Source organism: Echinicola marina (assembly GCF_020463795.1).
Taxonomy (GTDB): Bacteria; Bacteroidota; Bacteroidia; order Cytophagales; family Cyclobacteriaceae; genus Echinicola; species Echinicola marina.
Genome location: NZ_CP080025.1, coordinates 4,050,054 through 4,066,890 on the forward strand (window position 1 = coordinate 4,050,054; position 16,837 = coordinate 4,066,890).

At 41.9% G+C, this 16,837-nt stretch carries 16 protein-coding genes; 15 read left to right on the forward strand and 1 reads right to left on the reverse strand.

All coding sequences use genetic code 11. The annotated features are described in order from the left end of the window. Positions 1-49: 49 nt before the first annotated feature. The 15 genes from KZP23_RS16255 (at position 50) to mobC (ending at position 16,520) form a co-directional block, all read left to right on the forward strand. Positions 50-814, forward strand: coding sequence for an AlbA family DNA-binding domain-containing protein (locus KZP23_RS16255; protein WP_137404428.1), 765 nt, complete (start codon positions 50-52; stop codon positions 812-814). Beyond that, positions 814-1,368, forward strand: a complete 555-nt coding sequence (locus KZP23_RS16260) for a hypothetical protein (protein WP_226332827.1) — start codon at positions 814-816, stop codon at positions 1,366-1,368. Before KZP23_RS16255 ends, KZP23_RS16260 begins: the two co-directional genes overlap by 1 nt. Continuing rightward, a complete protein-coding gene (locus KZP23_RS16265) occupies positions 1,365-1,805 on the forward strand; it encodes a Fur family transcriptional regulator (protein ID WP_187328731.1) in 441 nt (146 codons plus the stop codon). The genes KZP23_RS16260 and KZP23_RS16265 overlap by 4 nt, the downstream gene beginning before the upstream one ends. After that, positions 1,799-3,730, forward strand: a complete 1,932-nt coding sequence (locus KZP23_RS16270; protein ID WP_137404427.1) for a heavy metal translocating P-type ATPase — start codon at positions 1,799-1,801, stop codon at positions 3,728-3,730. The genes KZP23_RS16265 and KZP23_RS16270 overlap by 7 nt, the downstream gene beginning before the upstream one ends. Before the next feature lie 58 nt (positions 3,731-3,788). Then, positions 3,789-5,732: an FTR1 family protein gene (locus tag KZP23_RS16275; RefSeq protein WP_137404426.1), complete on the forward strand. Its 1,944-nt coding sequence runs from the start codon at positions 3,789-3,791 to the stop codon at positions 5,730-5,732. A gap of 128 nt (positions 5,733-5,860) precedes the next feature. Then, positions 5,861-8,362 (forward strand): heavy metal translocating P-type ATPase, encoded by a 2,502-nt coding sequence (locus KZP23_RS16280; RefSeq protein WP_137404425.1) that lies wholly within the window; start codon positions 5,861-5,863, stop codon positions 8,360-8,362. 27 nt (positions 8,363-8,389) lie between these two features. Further along, the gene (locus tag KZP23_RS16285) at positions 8,390-8,821 is read left to right on the forward strand and encodes a Fur family transcriptional regulator (protein ID WP_137404424.1); all 432 of its coding nucleotides are present in this window, start codon (positions 8,390-8,392) and stop codon (positions 8,819-8,821) included. 4 nt (positions 8,822-8,825) lie between these two features. Further along, positions 8,826-9,617 (forward strand): cation diffusion facilitator family transporter, encoded by a 792-nt coding sequence (locus KZP23_RS16290; protein ID WP_137404423.1) that lies wholly within the window; start codon positions 8,826-8,828, stop codon positions 9,615-9,617. Between the two features lie 18 nt (positions 9,618-9,635). Then, positions 9,636-9,797, forward strand: a complete 162-nt coding sequence (locus KZP23_RS16295; RefSeq protein WP_015267845.1) for a hypothetical protein — start codon at positions 9,636-9,638, stop codon at positions 9,795-9,797. Positions 9,798-10,706: 909 nt separating this feature from the next. Then, positions 10,707-11,177 (forward strand): JAB domain-containing protein, encoded by a 471-nt coding sequence (locus KZP23_RS16300; protein WP_226332828.1) that lies wholly within the window; start codon positions 10,707-10,709, stop codon positions 11,175-11,177. Positions 11,178-11,324: 147 nt separating this feature from the next. Further along, entirely contained in the window at positions 11,325-11,540 is a 216-nt protein-coding gene (locus KZP23_RS16305; RefSeq protein WP_226332829.1) for a hypothetical protein, read from the forward strand. 1,107 nt (positions 11,541-12,647) lie between these two features. Beyond that, a complete protein-coding gene (locus KZP23_RS16310) occupies positions 12,648-12,863 on the forward strand; it encodes a hypothetical protein (RefSeq protein WP_226332830.1) in 216 nt (71 codons plus the stop codon). A gap of 6 nt (positions 12,864-12,869) precedes the next feature. Further along, a complete protein-coding gene (locus tag KZP23_RS16315) occupies positions 12,870-13,247 on the forward strand; it encodes a plasmid mobilization protein (RefSeq protein WP_226332831.1) in 378 nt (125 codons plus the stop codon). Further along, entirely contained in the window at positions 13,247-14,536 is a 1,290-nt protein-coding gene (locus tag KZP23_RS16320) for a relaxase/mobilization nuclease domain-containing protein (protein ID WP_226332832.1), read from the forward strand. Before KZP23_RS16315 ends, KZP23_RS16320 begins: the two co-directional genes overlap by 1 nt. Next, a complete protein-coding gene (gene mobC / locus KZP23_RS16325) occupies positions 14,493-16,520 on the forward strand; it encodes a conjugal transfer protein MobC (RefSeq protein WP_449506044.1) in 2,028 nt (675 codons plus the stop codon). The genes KZP23_RS16320 and mobC overlap by 44 nt, the downstream gene beginning before the upstream one ends. A 37-nt stretch (positions 16,521-16,557) precedes the next feature. On the opposite strand, the gene KZP23_RS16330 is transcribed toward mobC, so the two are convergent. Continuing rightward, positions 16,558-16,803: a hypothetical protein gene (locus KZP23_RS16330; protein ID WP_226332833.1), complete on the reverse strand. Its 246-nt coding sequence runs from the start codon at positions 16,801-16,803 to the stop codon at positions 16,558-16,560. Positions 16,804-16,837 lie beyond the last annotated feature (34 nt).

Below are 16,837 nucleotides of genomic sequence, written 5' to 3' on the forward strand. Positions count from 1 at the left end.
GTGTCTTCACATTAAATGTGGCACCTGTGGCTCCAAAACTGACAAGAAGATGAAAAGCAAGTTACTTCTATACATCGCTATTGGCTTTACCTTTGGTATTTTTTTACTACAGCCTTTGCTTATTTCACTGCACATGTACGATATGCAGGGAGACCAGGGAAATTGGTGGGCCTGGCTACTTACTTCCTACCAGCAGGTTGTTGGGTCGTGGGATGTGGATCAGGCGGTTACCAAATTGCTCTTTGGATTGTTAGGTGTTACCCTCGCACTTCTTTTTATGGTCAGACAAAAAATATTTCAGCTTACCGGGAAAAGAGATAAACTGGAGGAGATCAAGGAGCTTATAGCTGCGGGAGAAAACCAGCAGGTAGAATTTAAATCTACTTTGAGGTGGGACTTACACCAATTTAAGCCGAATAAGGCACTGGAAACAGTAGTAGCTAAGACAATAGCCGGGTTTATGAATACAAGTGGAGGACATCTGTTCATCGGTATTGATGATGATGGACAACTACGAGGTTTACAGGAAGATTATGCCACGCTAAAAAAACCTGGCAGGGATGGTTTTGAGCAATACATTATGGAACTAATATCCAATAAGCTGGGAACAAATTTATGTACGTTGGTAGCCGTTTGTTTTTACAAAATTGAGGCATATGATTTCTGCCATCTCGCTATCAAAAGAGCTGGTTCCCCGGTTTATCTTCATGATAACGACCGTTCTCATTTTTTTGTTCGCACGGGCAATGGTACACGTGAGTTGGATATACCTGAGGCACTCGATTATATAGAAGAAAATTTAAACGTTCGTTAATGATGAAAATCAAGTTGTTTATACTTCTGCTAATTGCCTTCAACTCCTTTGTGGTTAAAGGTCAAACGCTTTACAGGACTACTGAAGGGCATATAGTAATGGTAGCTGAAATATATGATGAGCAGGTGATTGCTGAAAGTCATCAACTATTGATTCAACTGGACTATGACACAAAAGAAATTTCAGGTAAGCTTAACCTGAAAAGCCTGGATGTTGGTAACGGTTTTTTAAGTGAACAGAAAAGCCAGCTTGCAAACGATGAATCAATAATCACTTTTTCCGGGAGGATTCCGGTGGATGATTTTATTAGCCAGCCTCATTCGCCTATATCGTTTAACTGGCCTATTAAAATTATAACAGATGAACGGGAATCTCAGGTAGTAATGAATGCCACACTCAAGCATTTTAATGGTGGAGAATCCATTGCATGTTTGCTAAGTGCTACGGGAGATTTTTCTACAAAAGAGGTTGGTTTGGCGTCCTTCATCCCGGGGGTTAGTGAGGTCTTAAAAGTGCAGTTTACACAAGTGATACTTAGAAAAAATACATTATGAGCGCAATAAAAGAATTAGAAGCAAATCTTGTAATGCACAAGATAAAACCAACAGCCATGCGGCTGCTGGTGCTGGAGTATCTGCTGGATCGGGAGGCTGCGGTTGGCCTTACCGAATTATATAGAGCTTTTGAAAAGTCAGATAGAACTACACTTTATAGAACATTAAAAGTTTTTGAAGAAAATCGCATGGTACATAGTATTGATGATGGTACCGGTGTGCCCAAGTATGCTTTATGTGAAGATGGTTGTAAATGTGAAATAGAAAGAGACCTGCATCTGCATTTTCATTGTTCAGTATGTGATGAAACTGTCTGTTTAACCAATCATAAAATTCCGAAAATAAATTTACCTGAGGGCTATATAGCAGAGAATTCTGATTTCGTAGTTACCGGAATTTGCAAGAAATGTAGCGGAAAAAAAGTTTTGTCGTGTTAAAAAAGAAAAAAGTACAATTGCGAGATATAAAAAAGAAACTGTCACCTGAAATTTCAACAAGTGAAAAAAAGTTTAAAACTTATGCTCCGGCAATTTTAAGTTTTACATTGCTCATATCCGGTATCTCATTCGATTACTTTAATGTGTTCCCATTCTTCCAAGGTTGGATACGTGTTGCTTGGTACAGTGGGGCTTACATTCCGGTTGGGCTACCTGTGATCAAGGAAGGTTGGGAAAGCATAATCAAAGGTGATTTTTTTACCGAATTCTTACTGATGTCCATTGCAACACTAGGAGCATTTGCCATTGGTGAATACCCGGAAGGTGTAGCGGTCATGTTGTTTTATGCTGTCGGTGAACTCTTTCAAAATGCTGCAGTCAGGCGTGCCAAAGGCAATATAAAGGCCCTGCTTGATGTACGACCTAATATAGCGTTCGTATATCGTGATAACAATTTTGTAGAGGTTAATCCGGAAACCGTACAGGTCGGGGAAAAGGTTCAGGTGCGAACAGGAGAAAAAATTCCACTGGATAGTACGCTTTTATCTGAAAAGGCCAGCGTTAACACGGCAGCCATTACCGGGGAAAGCAAACCTGATACCATTCACAAAGGGGATAAGGTTTTTGCGGGAAGCATTAATTTGGAAGGCGTGATAGAACTGGAAACGACCAAAAAATTTAACGACAGTTCCATTTCCAGGATTTTAGATATGGTCCAAAATGCCACCGCAAGAAAATCCAAAACTGAGCTTTTTATCAGAAAGTTTGCTCGCATCTATACGCCCATTGTGGTATTTCTTGCCGTTTGTCTTACTGTACTGCCCTACTTTTTTGTAGAGAGCTACATATTCAAAGATTGGTTATACCGTGCGCTCATATTTCTGGTCATTTCTTGTCCTTGTGCCTTAGTAATCTCCATTCCACTGGGCTACTTCGGGGGCCTGGGTGCGGCATCAAGAAACGGTATCCTGTTCAAAGGGGCCTCATTTCTTGATGCAATGACCAAGGTAAATACGGTGGTCATGGATAAAACGGGTACGGTTACTAAAGGGGTGTTTAAGATCAAAGAAATCAAACCCGTGGCAATTTCCGAAAATGAAATGATGGCGTATCTGCTGGCGTTGGAGGGGCAATCCACCCATCCGATTGCCCGTGCTATTTTGGAGTATGATTTAAAAGGACAGAATCATATAGCCTCTGACGTTAGCGAAATAGCTGGAAAAGGATTAAAAGGTAAAGTCAATAATAAAATAGTTTTAGTCGGTAATAAAGCGTTAATGACAGCTCATGGTGTTGCTGTCCCACCTGATACTGATGATATCGTTGAATCCATCGTGATGATTGCCATCGACAATGAATTTTCTGGCTATGTCACTATTGCTGACCAACTGAAGGAAGATGCAGTAGAAGCCATTAGGGAAATGCATAATGCCGGCATTAAGAAAATCATTATGTTATCGGGCGACAAGCCCTCCATTACCGAAAAAGTGGGGCTTGAACTAGGATTGGAACAAGCCAAAGGCGGCTTGCTACCGGAAGACAAGCTGCATGAAGTAGAGGAGATGAAGAAAAACGCTTCAGCCAATATTGCATTTGTGGGTGACGGGATTAACGATGCACCCGTTTTGGCAGTAAGTGATGTAGGTATAGCGATGGGAGGGTTGGGAAGCGATGTTGCTATTGAAACCGCAGATGTGATTATCCAGACGGATCAACCATCAAAAATTGCAAAGGCCATAAAAATAGGTAGTTCTACACGGAAGGTAGTCTGGCAGAATATTGCATTGGCCTTTGGGGTGAAATTAATAGTAATGATCCTGGGGGCATTTGGTATGGCCTCCATGTGGGAAGCCGTATTCGCAGATGTAGGTGTGGCCTTTCTGGCAATTTTAAATGCCATAAGAATACAGAAAATGAATTTTTAAACCGATTCTATAGATAACAAGTATATCTGCAACACATCTGAATAACATAAATTAATAAATGAGAAGTAACATATTAAATATATTTATAATAGCCGTCATATTGACTTGTTTTTGTTCTTTCAATGTTTTTGGAAATGAGATAAAAAAAGACATTCAAACCACCATTCACTTGCTGGACTACATTTCAAGGGATTATACCGCAGCAGTACAAAATGGAAAAGTGATAAATGATGGAGAATATGCAGAAATGCTAGAATTCAGCTATAAAGTAATTGAGCTTATCAAAAACAGTGAGTTGAATGAGAATGAGAAGGCCAATATTTTAGCTGAATTAAAAAAAATGAAAGGTCTTATAGACCGAAAGGCTCCTCATGAGAATATAACCACAGTAGCTGGGAAATCCAGGCAAGACATTATAGAAGCGGCAGGGTTTAAGACGGCACCTCTTACATGGCCTAACCTCAAAAACGGGGAAACTTTATACGTACAGAATTGTACCGCCTGCCACGGAGTGAGGGGAGCAGGAGATGGCAAACTAGCTGCTGGATTAGTGCCAGCTCCTACTAATTTTCTAAACCATACCCTGATGCAGGAAATCTCACCCTTTCAGGCCTACAATACCATAAAACTGGGAGTAGAAGGAACTGCTATGCAAAGTTTTGAAAGCCTAACCGATGAGGAAATTTGGGATTTGGCGTTTTACATAAAATCACTCCGGTTTGAAACCAAAGCTGATAATGAATCCGGATTGCAACAATTGTTTGAGCAAGCGAACGCACCTGTAAATCTTCAGGAGGTAGCCACCCTATCCGATGTGGAATTATTAAAACGCCTTGAGCCGGATAACAAAAACGCAAAATTATCACTTGCCGTTCTTAGGACGCAATTTCCACAGGATGTTAACCGGGTATCCACATTGGATAGGGCAAAGACTTATCTAAAAAATGCCCTGCAAAATTATACAACGGGGAGTTATTCTTCTGCTCGTGAAGATGCCCTGGCAGCCTACCTGGAAGGTATTGAGCCTTCCGAAGCGAGGCTGAAGGCCAATGACCCAGCTTTTACGGCAAGGCTGGAGCAGCAAATGTTTAAAATCAGACAAATAATAGAGCAAAAAGCCGAAAAGTCAAAGGTGGAGACAGAAATCAACAATGGCCTGGACATGATAGATCAGGCCGGGAAATTGATGCAGGATAAAAAACTTAATTATTGGCTCTCTTTTGCCTTATCTGCTTCTATCATGCTACGAGAGGGATTGGAAGCATTTTTAATCCTGGCTCTGATACTCGCTCTGATACGTTCATCAGAATTAAAAAAGGCTGCCCTATGGGTACACGGAGGATGGATAACCGCTGTTCTTTTTGGAGTTGGCGGGTGGTTTTTATCCGATTGGGTAATCGGGATAAGTGGTAAAAACAGAGAAGTCATGGAAGGAATGATTTCGCTGGTGGCAGTGATCGTATTGGCCTTTGTAGGGTTTTGGTTACATGACCATTCACACGCCAAAAAGTGGAAAATGTTTATTGAAGAAAAAATAGGTAAACAGCTTAAAGCAGATAAAATGTTGGGTATTGCCTTTTTCTCATTTATGGTAGTGTTTCGTGAGGCTTTTGAGTCAATTTTATTTTTACAGGCTATTAGTCTGGAAACCCAATCCGTTAATCAGTCATCAATAGGGCTGGGGGTTTTGGCTGCTTTTGCATTGATCGCACTGTTCGCTATCCTGTTTGTAAGGTATTCTAAAAAGATTCCTGTAAGGCAGTTGTTTCGCTATTCAGCCTGGGTGATTACGTTACTGGCATTGATACTGATTGGTAAAGGTATCCATTCACTTCAGGAAGCCGGTTGGATATCCATAACCGGTCTTCCGGTGTCGGTGAATGTAGATTGGCTTGGGGTATTCCCAACACTTGAAACATTTGTTTCTCAAATTGTACTATTGGTAGCTATGTTAGTGATGTATTATTGGAGTAATCGTAAAAGCAGAGTGTATTTGAATTGATATAAAAGAAATTATGACTCTTATCTGGCCTATAGAATGCATGGAAGGAAGGGAAAGAAGCCTTTGATAAGGCTAAAACTAAGCGCCTATCATGTAAGAATAATTGTTGCTAAACTGATAATAAAAAAATGAAAAAACTACAAATAAAAATACCCATTATTCTGCCTGAAGTATCGGACGAAAAAGATCAGTGTGTACATAAACTGATCAGTCGTCTTCAAGATACTGAAGGTTTGGAAAAAGTGCATGTGGCTGATGAAAAAGACAATGGTGTACCACAGCTCTGCTTCCATTACAACCCTGAGAAGATTTCTCTTGATCGTATTCAAACACTTGCAAAGCGTGCAGGTGCCTCTATTCTTGATAAATATGGGCACAAGCTAATAGAAGTGGAAGGACTTCGCCATACCAGGCATGCACGTAAAGTGGAAAATTCACTTATCAGACTTAAAGGAGTTTTACAAGGAGCCGTTTCAGCCTCAGGTATGATCGGTCTGGAGTATGAAACAGCAAAAATTGATGAGGCAGAGATTCTGACATTTCTTCGTAAAGAAGGACTTGATATTCTCAATACGGAAGTTAATGTGGAACGCTATATTAGAGCGACCTCTGAAGATAGCACGTCTCCTACTGATGTCAATCAACACGACCATGACCATAAGGAAAGTGGAGATCACGACCACTCACACGGTGGTATTTTTGGCAAAAATACAGAGATGATCTTTTCCATCATCTGCGGAGTGTTGTTGGGAATAGGTTTTGGACTTTCATTTATAGAAACAGTCCCTTCATGGGTAAGCTTGGCACTCTACATCGGGGCGTACTTCTTTGGTGGTTTTTATACCGCGAAAGAAGCTATAGAAACGGTTTCTAAAGGAGGTTTTGAGATTGACTTCCTTATGTTAGTAGCAGCTATTGGCGCAGCTATTTTGGGCGAATGGGCAGAAGGTGCACTGTTGCTGTTCCTGTTCAGTATGGGCCATGCCCTGGAGCATTATGCCATGAACAAGGCCCGTAAATCTATTGCTGCTTTGGCAGAACTGGCCCCCAAAACGGCCTTGCTCAAGAGAAATGGAAAAACAGAAGAAGTAGGTATAGAAGAACTGAGCATTGGAGACATCATCGTAGTGAAGCCTAATAGCAAAATTTCAGCCGATGGTGTGGTAGTAGATGGTCGGAGTAGCGTAAATCAAGCACCTATTACTGGGGAAAGTGTGCCCGTAGATAAAGAACCTGTGGATGATCCCAAAAAAGACTGGTCACAGGAAAAAGACATCAAAGACGAGAACCGCGCTTTTTCCGGTACAATCAATGGTAACAATACATTGGAAATCAAAGTGATCAAAGTAGCGAAGGACTCTACACTCTCTCGCCTGGTGAAACTGGTCAATGAAGCCCAGACCCAGAAATCGCCTACACAGCGGCTCACCGACAAATTTGAGAAGTATTTTGTGCCTGCTGTATTGGTATTGGTGGTGTTGCTCCATTTCGCTTTTTTAGTTATTGACGAAACTTTTAGCGAAAGCTTCTACCGCGCCATGGCCGTGCTGGTAGCGGCCAGCCCTTGCGCTTTGGCCATCGCCACACCGAGTGCTGTTCTCAGTGGAGTAGCCCGGGCTGCCAAAAGTGGGGTGCTTATCAAAGGTGGCCGTCCACTGGAAGATTTAGGCGTACTTACTGCCCTTGCTTTTGACAAGACCGGAACACTAACAGAAGGTAAGCCTATGTTAACGGAGGTGGTAGCCCTGGGTGATGTGAAAGAAGAAGAACTACTGAAAATAGCAATTGCAGTAGAGGGTCTTAGTGATCACCCACTGGCAAAGGCCGTAGTGCGTGACGGGAAAGAACGACTGAAGGGTGCTGATATACCAGAGGCGAAAGACCTGGAGGCAGTGCTTGGGAAAGGGATCAAAGCCACATTGGGAAGTGACAAAGTCTACATTGGCAACCTGGACCTGTTTGAGTCGCTGGATGATAAGAAGCCATCAAAGGAAACAGAAGAAAAAGTAAAGTCCTTGGAGTCTGATGGCAATACCACCATGCTCATCCGGCAGAATGACGATTACATAGGCATCATCGCCCTGATGGATACGCCAAGAGAAGAAGCGAAAAATACCCTGGAGCGGTTGAAAAAGATCGGTATCAAACGCATGATCATGCTTACCGGAGACAATCAGAAAGTGGCCGATGCTGTAGCAAAAGAAATCGGTCTCACGGATGCCTGGGGCAGTTTGCTGCCGGAAGAAAAAGTAGAGGCAATTAAGGAGCTGAGAGAAAAAGAAGATAAAGTGGCGATGGTAGGCGATGGCGTAAATGATGCCCCGGCCATGGCCAACAGTACCGTAGGTATTGCCATGGGAGCGGCAGGAAGCGATGTAGCCTTGGAAACAGCGGACATTGCCCTGATGGCCGACAAGCTGGAAACCTTGCCTTTTGCTATTGGGCTAAGTAGAAAGGCAAAAGGCATTATCAAGCAAAATCTTTGGGTGAGTTTGGGGATAGTCGCCTTATTGATACCCGCTACGATTTTCGGGTTTGCCAATATCGGTATTGCAGTGTTAATCCATGAGGGTTCTACATTGATTGTTGTTTTCAATGCGTTGAGGTTGTTGGCGTATAAAAATACCTAAAATGATAGAATAAACGATGGTTAAAATATGAGCATAGCAGCAGGCATACTTCAGGATCATGGAATTCTTTTAACAGATACTCGTACCAAGGTGATTGAATACATTCTTGAGAAGCAAAAGGCTTGTAGCATGAAAGAACTTCAAAAAGCTTTGGCAACTACTGCCCGGCAGGAAAAACCGATAAATAAAACGACTTTCTATCGCACCATAGACCTTTTTGAAGAAAAAGGAATAGTACACAGGATTGATGATGGTAGTGGGACAGCAAAATATGCCATATCAAAGCATGACTCAACCAATGGAAAATGGCATCTCCACTTTCGCTGTGAAGTGTGTAATAGAACCTTCTGTTTACCTGATCCTATACCAAATGAGCTACTTTCAATTGGGGGCAATCATCATGTAAAGAAGATAAATATGGTGCTCCAGGGTATCTGTGAAAAATGTTGTGAAAACTAACCAAATGAATAAAAGCACTTTCAAAATAAGCAAAATGGACTGCCCCTCAGAGGAGCAAATGATCCGTATGAAACTGGAACCTCTCAGTCAGGTAAAGCATCTGGAGTTTGATATTCCGGCACGTAAGCTGGAAGTATTTCATCAGGATGAAGTACTGCCTATACAAAATGCCATCAGTGAACTAAACCTCAACGATCAACTCCAGAGTACTACTGAGGCAGAAATGCCTATTGCCGAAGACGAGACCAAGCACAAGAAAATACTCTGGTGGGTGCTGGGCATCAATTTTGGATTTTTTGTAGCCGAAATGACCACCGGATGGATATCCAGGTCCATGGGCTTGATAGCCGACTCGCTGGATATGCTGGCTGATTCCATTGTCTATGGTCTGAGTCTCTTTGCGGTGGGAGCAGCTATTTCCCGCAAGAAAAAAGTTGCCAAGATCAGTGGTTACTTTCAGATGGCCCTGGCCCTGCTTGGGTTTTCGGAAGTACTACGTAGGTTTTTTACTCAAAGCGAAACGCCTCTGTTCCAGTGGATGATTATTGTATCCCTGCTTGCTTTAGCGGGCAACCTCATTTCACTATGGCTGATCAACAAGGCAAAAAGTAAAGAGGCCCACATGCAGGCCAGTGCGATCTTTACCTCTAATGACATCATCGTTAACGCAGGGGTGATACTGGCCGGGGTATTGGTTTATTGGCTGGAAAGCAAATGGCCTGATTTGATTGTAGGCGGGATCGTTTTTGCCTTTGTGATGCGTGGTGCAATTAGGATTTTAAGGTTAGCAAAGTGAAACTTAAACTCTAAATATATGAATGGATGGTTATGGGCAGGCGTACTAATATTAGCTGCATGGGCGGCTCACTGGGGAGCAGATCAGCTGCTGACCCCTTTAATGCTACTGCGTAAACAATGGGGGCTTACCGCTTCGGCAGGAGCCGCATTTCTGGCCATTATTACCGCCAGTCCATAGGTGGCCATTAATATTACCCGTGCAGCACGCGGAGTGTCGGATATTGACTTTTACTAGGCATTTTAAAAAACCATCAATCATAAATAATTTACGGCCTTAGTAACAGTACGTTTCTAGGTTGGTGATATATTACCATTTAGTTCATAATTGGACTATTATCAGGATCAATGGATAATTGAAAGTTTTAAAATTGACAGGTACTAAGCTAGACTGCAAGAATCTTTTGTCGTTGAATTAGCCTATGAATTGATGTTTCTATGCGCTTTACTCTGGTTTGAGAAATTGTTTGTTTCAATTATCGGCTTTGTTTTCTAATTACCGATATCCACCACACCTTGCTGCAAAAGTATAAAGGGAAGGAATACGGTCTAGGGCAAGAGAATGCTTTTTGACGTCAGCACCCCGCACCTTTATTCTTTCCCGTTATAAGGTGGCATCCAAGAGGAGTGATTTGGGAGGTAGGGTCGGTAATTTGAACATTTGTTCTTGGTTTGTGATTACAGTTAAATGCATATAGTCTGTATAATTTCTTTTGGAGTGATTTCCATCACTAATTATCCTATTCAGGTCTTTTTATGGATTTATATTAATGGTTTTAAGAAATAATATCCTGAGTAACATAGAAGAAAGAAATGATAAAATTGGGTACTGCCATTTTTAGCCATTTTGAAAGTTATCAGATTGATAATTTTGACGAAATCCTAACTGCTCTAATTGGATTTATTATTCTTTATCCATTAATCACTGCACAAAGTTCGCTTTCGGGCTGCCGGGGCAGCCAAGAGTGTCCGGCATAAACACATGCCATTCCCGCATGCCCCCTCATTTATTCCGTTGCCACTTGGCTTTGGTTGCCCTCAAGCGGGGCGGTGTCCATAATTAATTTCTAACCATCAAAAACGAAATGTTATGGACAGCAACAACAAAGACATCGTATCCAGCCAAGTAGCAGAAATTGTACTAAGTTACAAGGCCAATTCAAAGGTTTCCCAAAAGCCCCAAATCACGTCCTCCTTGACTGCCATTAGGATTTTAAGGGCCAACTGGGATGAGTCGAAAATAGAGTTTATTGAAGAATTTAAGGTTATTCTCCTAAATAGGGCTAACCGTGTCCTTGGAATTATCAACGCCTCATCCGGAGGAACTGCAGGGACTGTAGTAGACCTGAAAGTGATCTTTGGGGCAGCCATGAAAGCATCTGCTACGGCTATGATAATTTCGCATAACCATCCATCCGGTACCTTAAAACCCAGTGAACAGGATAAAAGACTAACGGAAAAAATGGTGAAAGCCGGGAAATTATTGGAATTGCCGGTATTGGATCATATTATCATCACAACCGAAGGATATTATTCATTCGCGGATGAAGGAGGGCTGTAAGGCCTTTTTTTTATTCTTGCTTTAAGTGCTGCCTAATTTGGGAAAGCGGTGTTCCTTTTGTTTTTCAGCTCCCCCTTCGGTTTTCAGTGTGACCATTCCAGCCTTTCATGATCCACCTTTGGACTTTGACCAAAACGATAAACAATTATGAAAGACCAAAGAGAATATCCAAATTTTACCGACCGTATCCCACCTACCATCGAAGAAGTGAAGGCCTATTTCCGGTTTATGAACATTCCGGATTCCGAGGCGGAAGTATTCTATTTTTACTATCAGGGGCTGGACTGGAAAAGCGAGTCGGGAAGCCCGTTACGGGATTGGGTGATGGCAGCTGATCAATGGGTTTGGAACCTGGAAAACTGACCTTGGCATTCCGGAGTTCCATCATTTTAACATGTTAAACGGAGGACAGTTTGTCCCAATCAGGGGCCGCGATCCGGCGGCCAGCAAGATGTAGTTTTGTATACAAAACCTTCTTTTCAGCCTCCAAAGTCAGAGCGAAAGGTGCTCGGGACTCGCAGTCTTTTTATGGGAGAAAATCAAGACCATAATGGTTGATATGTGTTGTTGCCCACCTAAGTAAAGAGTCAATACCCATTAAATCAGGGGAGATGGAATTGGAACAATCTGTTGTTTTTTATGACAATTTCATAGGTATCCACTCCGCCTTTGCTGCAAAGATATTCCGGTCAGGAAAATGGTCAAGGGCAGGATAAATGCTTCCTGCCGTCAGCACCCTTGACCTTAATTCCTTCCCGTTATTACGCGGCATCCAAGAGAAGTGAATGGGGAGGTTTGGTTGTTTTTTTTTGAAGCCTATATCAAATTCAGTGGCTCCCTTTATTTTACTTCTTTGCAGCGTTTGTGAAAATAAGTTTGAACCTTTTGAGCTGATTCTTTCATAATTTGGAAGAAGTAGATTGTCGATCTAGAAGTTGGTTAGGAGGTAATGTATCGATAATCAGTTGTTCGTTTGTTGTGAGTAGTAGTTATAAGATTTTTAATTATATCTATGGTTTTTTTAAATGTTTATAAATTATCGATTTGTTAATCGAATGACCGAATTATTGCTGGAAGTAGCAGATTAGGGTTACATTTACATGCTGCCAAACCGGGGTATCGTACACTTGGGCATAAGAGCTATGAGCTTTCTAATCACTTAGGTAACGTATTAGCTACTGTTCAAGTTAGGATTCAGTTATCCAGTGATAGCACTTGGGCGGAGACGGTTAGTATTTCGGATTACTATCCTTTTGGATTGACGATGGAGGGAAGAAGCCTATCGGATAATGCTTTTCATTATGGAGTACAATGGTAAGGAAAATGTTGACAGTAGTGAGTAGTTTTTTTGGGAATCAAAGGATAATTGAGGAATCAAATTCTGACTTTTTTCACCCTACTGGGGTGCAACTGGTGAATTTTTGTTTCAATGGTTTTTCAATTTGGTCATGAACCAAAATGGAAAACATCATGACTACTTTTCAATCTCAATTCAGCTTTGGGCATATCTTACCGCCCCAACTTGATGAAATCAAGACCTTCTTTTCAGAAATGGCCGTTCCAGTCGCCGAGGCAGAGGTGTTTTATTATTATTACCAATCCACTGGATGGCATACCGAAGGAGGAATCCCCATCCATAATTGGAAGGAAGCTGCACAGGAATGGTTGTATAACCTTGAAAATTGATCTGCTATGGGGAAAAGAAACAAATCAAGGCTCAAACAGGTGGAGTCAAGGATACCTGAACAACGGTACCATGAATTGGTTAACCTGCTTTCAAAATCGCAAAATGCTACTATGAGCGCTCTGATCAGGGATATTCTTTCCAATAAAACCATCATCTGCAAAAACCATGATGAAACGGCAGACCTCCTTCTAGATCAAATGCATTCCATACAAATGGAGATCCATGCCATTGGGGTGAATATCAATCAGATTACCAGACATTTCAATAGCCTGAATGATCCCTTGTGGAAAAAATCCTTGGTGAAACAATTGGAAAAGCAATTGGCATTGGTAGGAAATAAAATGGAAGAACTGGAAAGGGGTTTACAAAAGTCCTTTAGTTAATGGTAGCCCGGATCAGCTTGGGGAGAAATATCCTTGGCCTGTTGTATTATAATGAGGATAAGGTGAAGGATAAAAAGGCAAGCGTTTTAATGGCCAATGGTTTTGGAACAAATGGCGAAAGTGGCTCATTGAAATATAAGCACGAAAGGTTTCTCTACTATACTCAAAAAAATTCCAGGGCCAAGCTGAATGCCTTTCATGTTTCCCTGAACTTTTCACCTAAAGATCAATTGGATGAGGCCCAAAAGGCCTTTATCGCACAGGAATATATGAATCGTATCGGTTTTGGAAGCCAGCCCTATTTGGTCTATGAACATATGGATGCCGGACACCCCCATCTTCATATTGTCAGTACCAATATTACGCGGGAAGGAAAGCGAATAGAAACGCATAATCTCGGAAGGGAGAAATCTGAAAAAGCCAGAAAGGAACTGGAAAAAGAGCTGGGCTTAGTGGTGGCGGAACAACAAAAAGAACAGGTGCTAAGTATCCAGCCTTTGGAAAGCCTGAAATATGGAAAGAAGGAAAGCAAAGCTGCAATGGGCAATATTATCACGGAGGTAATGAGGACTTATTCCTATGGCTCGATTGGTGAGCTTGCTTCCATATTGCGGCAATTCAATATTGTATTGATTCAGGGAGAAAAGGGAACCAAGATGTATGAAAATAAGGGCTTGGCCTATAGCGCATTGGATAATAAGGGAAAACGGATTGGTGTCCCCATAAAGGCAAGCGCCTTTTATTCGAAACCAACCTTCTCCAGACTCCAAAAGAGGATGGAGCACAGCAAAATGAAAAAGGAGGTTTTGGTTTCAACCACTCGAAATAAGGGGTTGGGAGCCCTGAAGATTTCCAAAGGGAAGGGGAAAGGGGCATTCGAGGAAAATCTTAAAAAGGCTGGTTTGGCAGCTGATTTTCATTATTCCAAAGATGGGAAGGTTTTTGGCCTTACTATCATAGATCATGTCAATAGATCTGCTTTCAAGGCATCGGAATTATCCAGATCGCTAAGTGGCCAAAAGGTTTATGCCCAGCTTCATCCAAAGGAGGGGGATAAAAAACTGACTAAGGTGACGGTTAATCCACCTAGATATGGAAAGGGGCCTTTTCGTTATTCCACAAATAAGGATGGGCCAAATGCAGATCCTTATTTGTGGAAGGAAGAAGGTAAGGGCGCTTTAGCTTCTTTCATAAGTAAGGTCGAAGCAATTTTGCGTCCAGAATGGGAGGAGCTAGCCGATCCTTTTGATAAAAGGAAAAAGAGGAAAAAACGAAGAAAAAAACTTTGACATGGCCACAGGAGAAAACACGCAGGCCCTGAGAAAAATTTTGGACCTTACCCGGAAGGCCAGTCTAGCAGTATTAATGATCCATTTATATTTGGAGCTTCCCATTCTCTTTGATCGGTGGGGCTTGGTAAAACCACTTTGGGACAACTTTATCCAGAAATTGGGCGAGCTGCCATTTCTGGGAAATACAATTTATGCCAAATCCCTGTCCCTGGGCCTGCTTTTTATAAGCCTTTTGGGAACAAAGGGTAAAAAGGATATAAAGGTGAAATGGTCTTCTGCATTGATGTGCCTTTTTCTGGGCGGTAATCTCTTTTTGTTTTCAAATTATTGGAGGAGACTGACAATGGATCCTTTGACCTTGGAATTTTCTTATGGCATTTCCATGATTATCGGCTATCTGATGGTGCTATGGGGAGGAGGGAGGTTATCCAGATTCCTGAAAGACCAAGGCAGCAAAGGTGTCTTCAACAGGGAAAATGAAACCTTCCCCCAAGAGGAAAGAAAGCTGGTCAATGCCTATTCCATAAATCTGCCAGCCAAATACCAACTGAAAAATAAAATCAGAAACAGCTGGGTCAATATCATCAACCCTTTCCGTGCATTACTGGTACTGGGGACACCCGGATCGGGCAAAAGTTATTTTGTGATCCGTCATGTGATAACCCAGCATATTGCCAAGGGTTTTTCCATGTTCGTCTATGACTTTAAATACGATGACCTATCAAGGATTGCCTATAATGCACTGATCAAAAACAAAGGAGCCTATAAAATACTTCCATCGTTCTATACCATCAATTTTGATGATCTGGAACATAGTCACCGCTGCAATCCCCTTGAACCTTCTACCATGCTGGATATCACTGATGCCAGTGAATCTTCCCGAACCATTATGATGGGACTCAACAGGGAATGGATAAAAAAGCAGGGGGACTTCTTTGTGGAATCCCCCATCAATTTTTTGACTGCGGTCATCTGGTTTTTGAAGAAATACCAAAAGGGTAAATTTTGCACCCTGCCCCATGTCATTGAAATGATGCAAGTGGATTATGATAAGTTGTTTTCTGTATTAAGAACGGAACCGGAAATAGAAGTGCTGATCAATCCATTTGTTTCGGCTTATCTCCAAGGGGCTGCCGAACAACTGGAAGGGCAGATTGCCAGTGCCAAGATCACCATGGCCAGGCTTTCCTCACCACAGCTTTATTATGTGCTTTCTGAAAGTGAATTTACCCTGGATATCAATCATCCCAAGGAACCCAAAGTAGTCTGCATGGGCAACAATCCCCAAAAGCAGCAGGTATATGGAGCAGTGTTGAGTTTGTATATTTCAAGGATTACCAAGCTGGTCAACCAAAAGGGAAAACTAAAATCCAGCCTGATTTTCGATGAATTTCCCACCATTTATTTTAATGGTATGGATAACCTGATCGCAACGGCCCGGAGCAATAAAGTGGCAACTTGTTTGGGGGTACAGGATTATAGCCAGCTAAAAAAAGATTATGGCAGGGAGCAGGCCGAGGTGATCATGAATACGGTCGGGAATATCATCTCGGGACAGGTACTGGGGGATACGGCCAAGCAGTTGTCCGATCGTTTTGGGAAGATCAGACAAAAAAGGCTGAGCCAATCCATCAACTCCAATGATACTTCTATCAGCCATTCCACCCAACTGGACCTGGCCGTACCACAATCTACCATTGCTTCTCTTTCCTCTGGGGAGTTTGTGGGACTGGTGGCCGATACACCGGATCAACCCATGGAGCTGAAGGGATTTCATGGAAAGATTATCAATGACCATACCGCAATTAGGAAAGAAGAAGGTGCCTATAAAGATATCCCAGCCTGTAGAACTTTGGGGGATAGAGAAGTCAATGAAAACTATAAAAGGATCAAGGCTGAGGTTAACGAGCTAATTGAATCGGAATTGGAAAGGATGATGGATACACCAGCATTAATGGGACTGATTATCCAGAAGGGTTAAGTGTTATACTTAGTATTATAAAAAGTAAGGATATTTATTACCAAGGACACCCCATAAGTGATTCCAAAACTGGCTCTTCGGAAGAAGAAAAAGAAATATTTTCCTCGAGTTTTTCCTTAATGATATAGAATTCCCATAAACCGGACTGTATACCCTTAATGGCTTCTTCAACGGTTATATTCCATCTTTCACCATTTTCATTTAACCCACCAATTATTTCGATGGATCCTTTTAACGGTCCCTTCTCTACCTTATTCACACATTGGATTCTTAGTCTGCGCATATCGGAATAAAAATTTTATATTGGAAGTGATTAC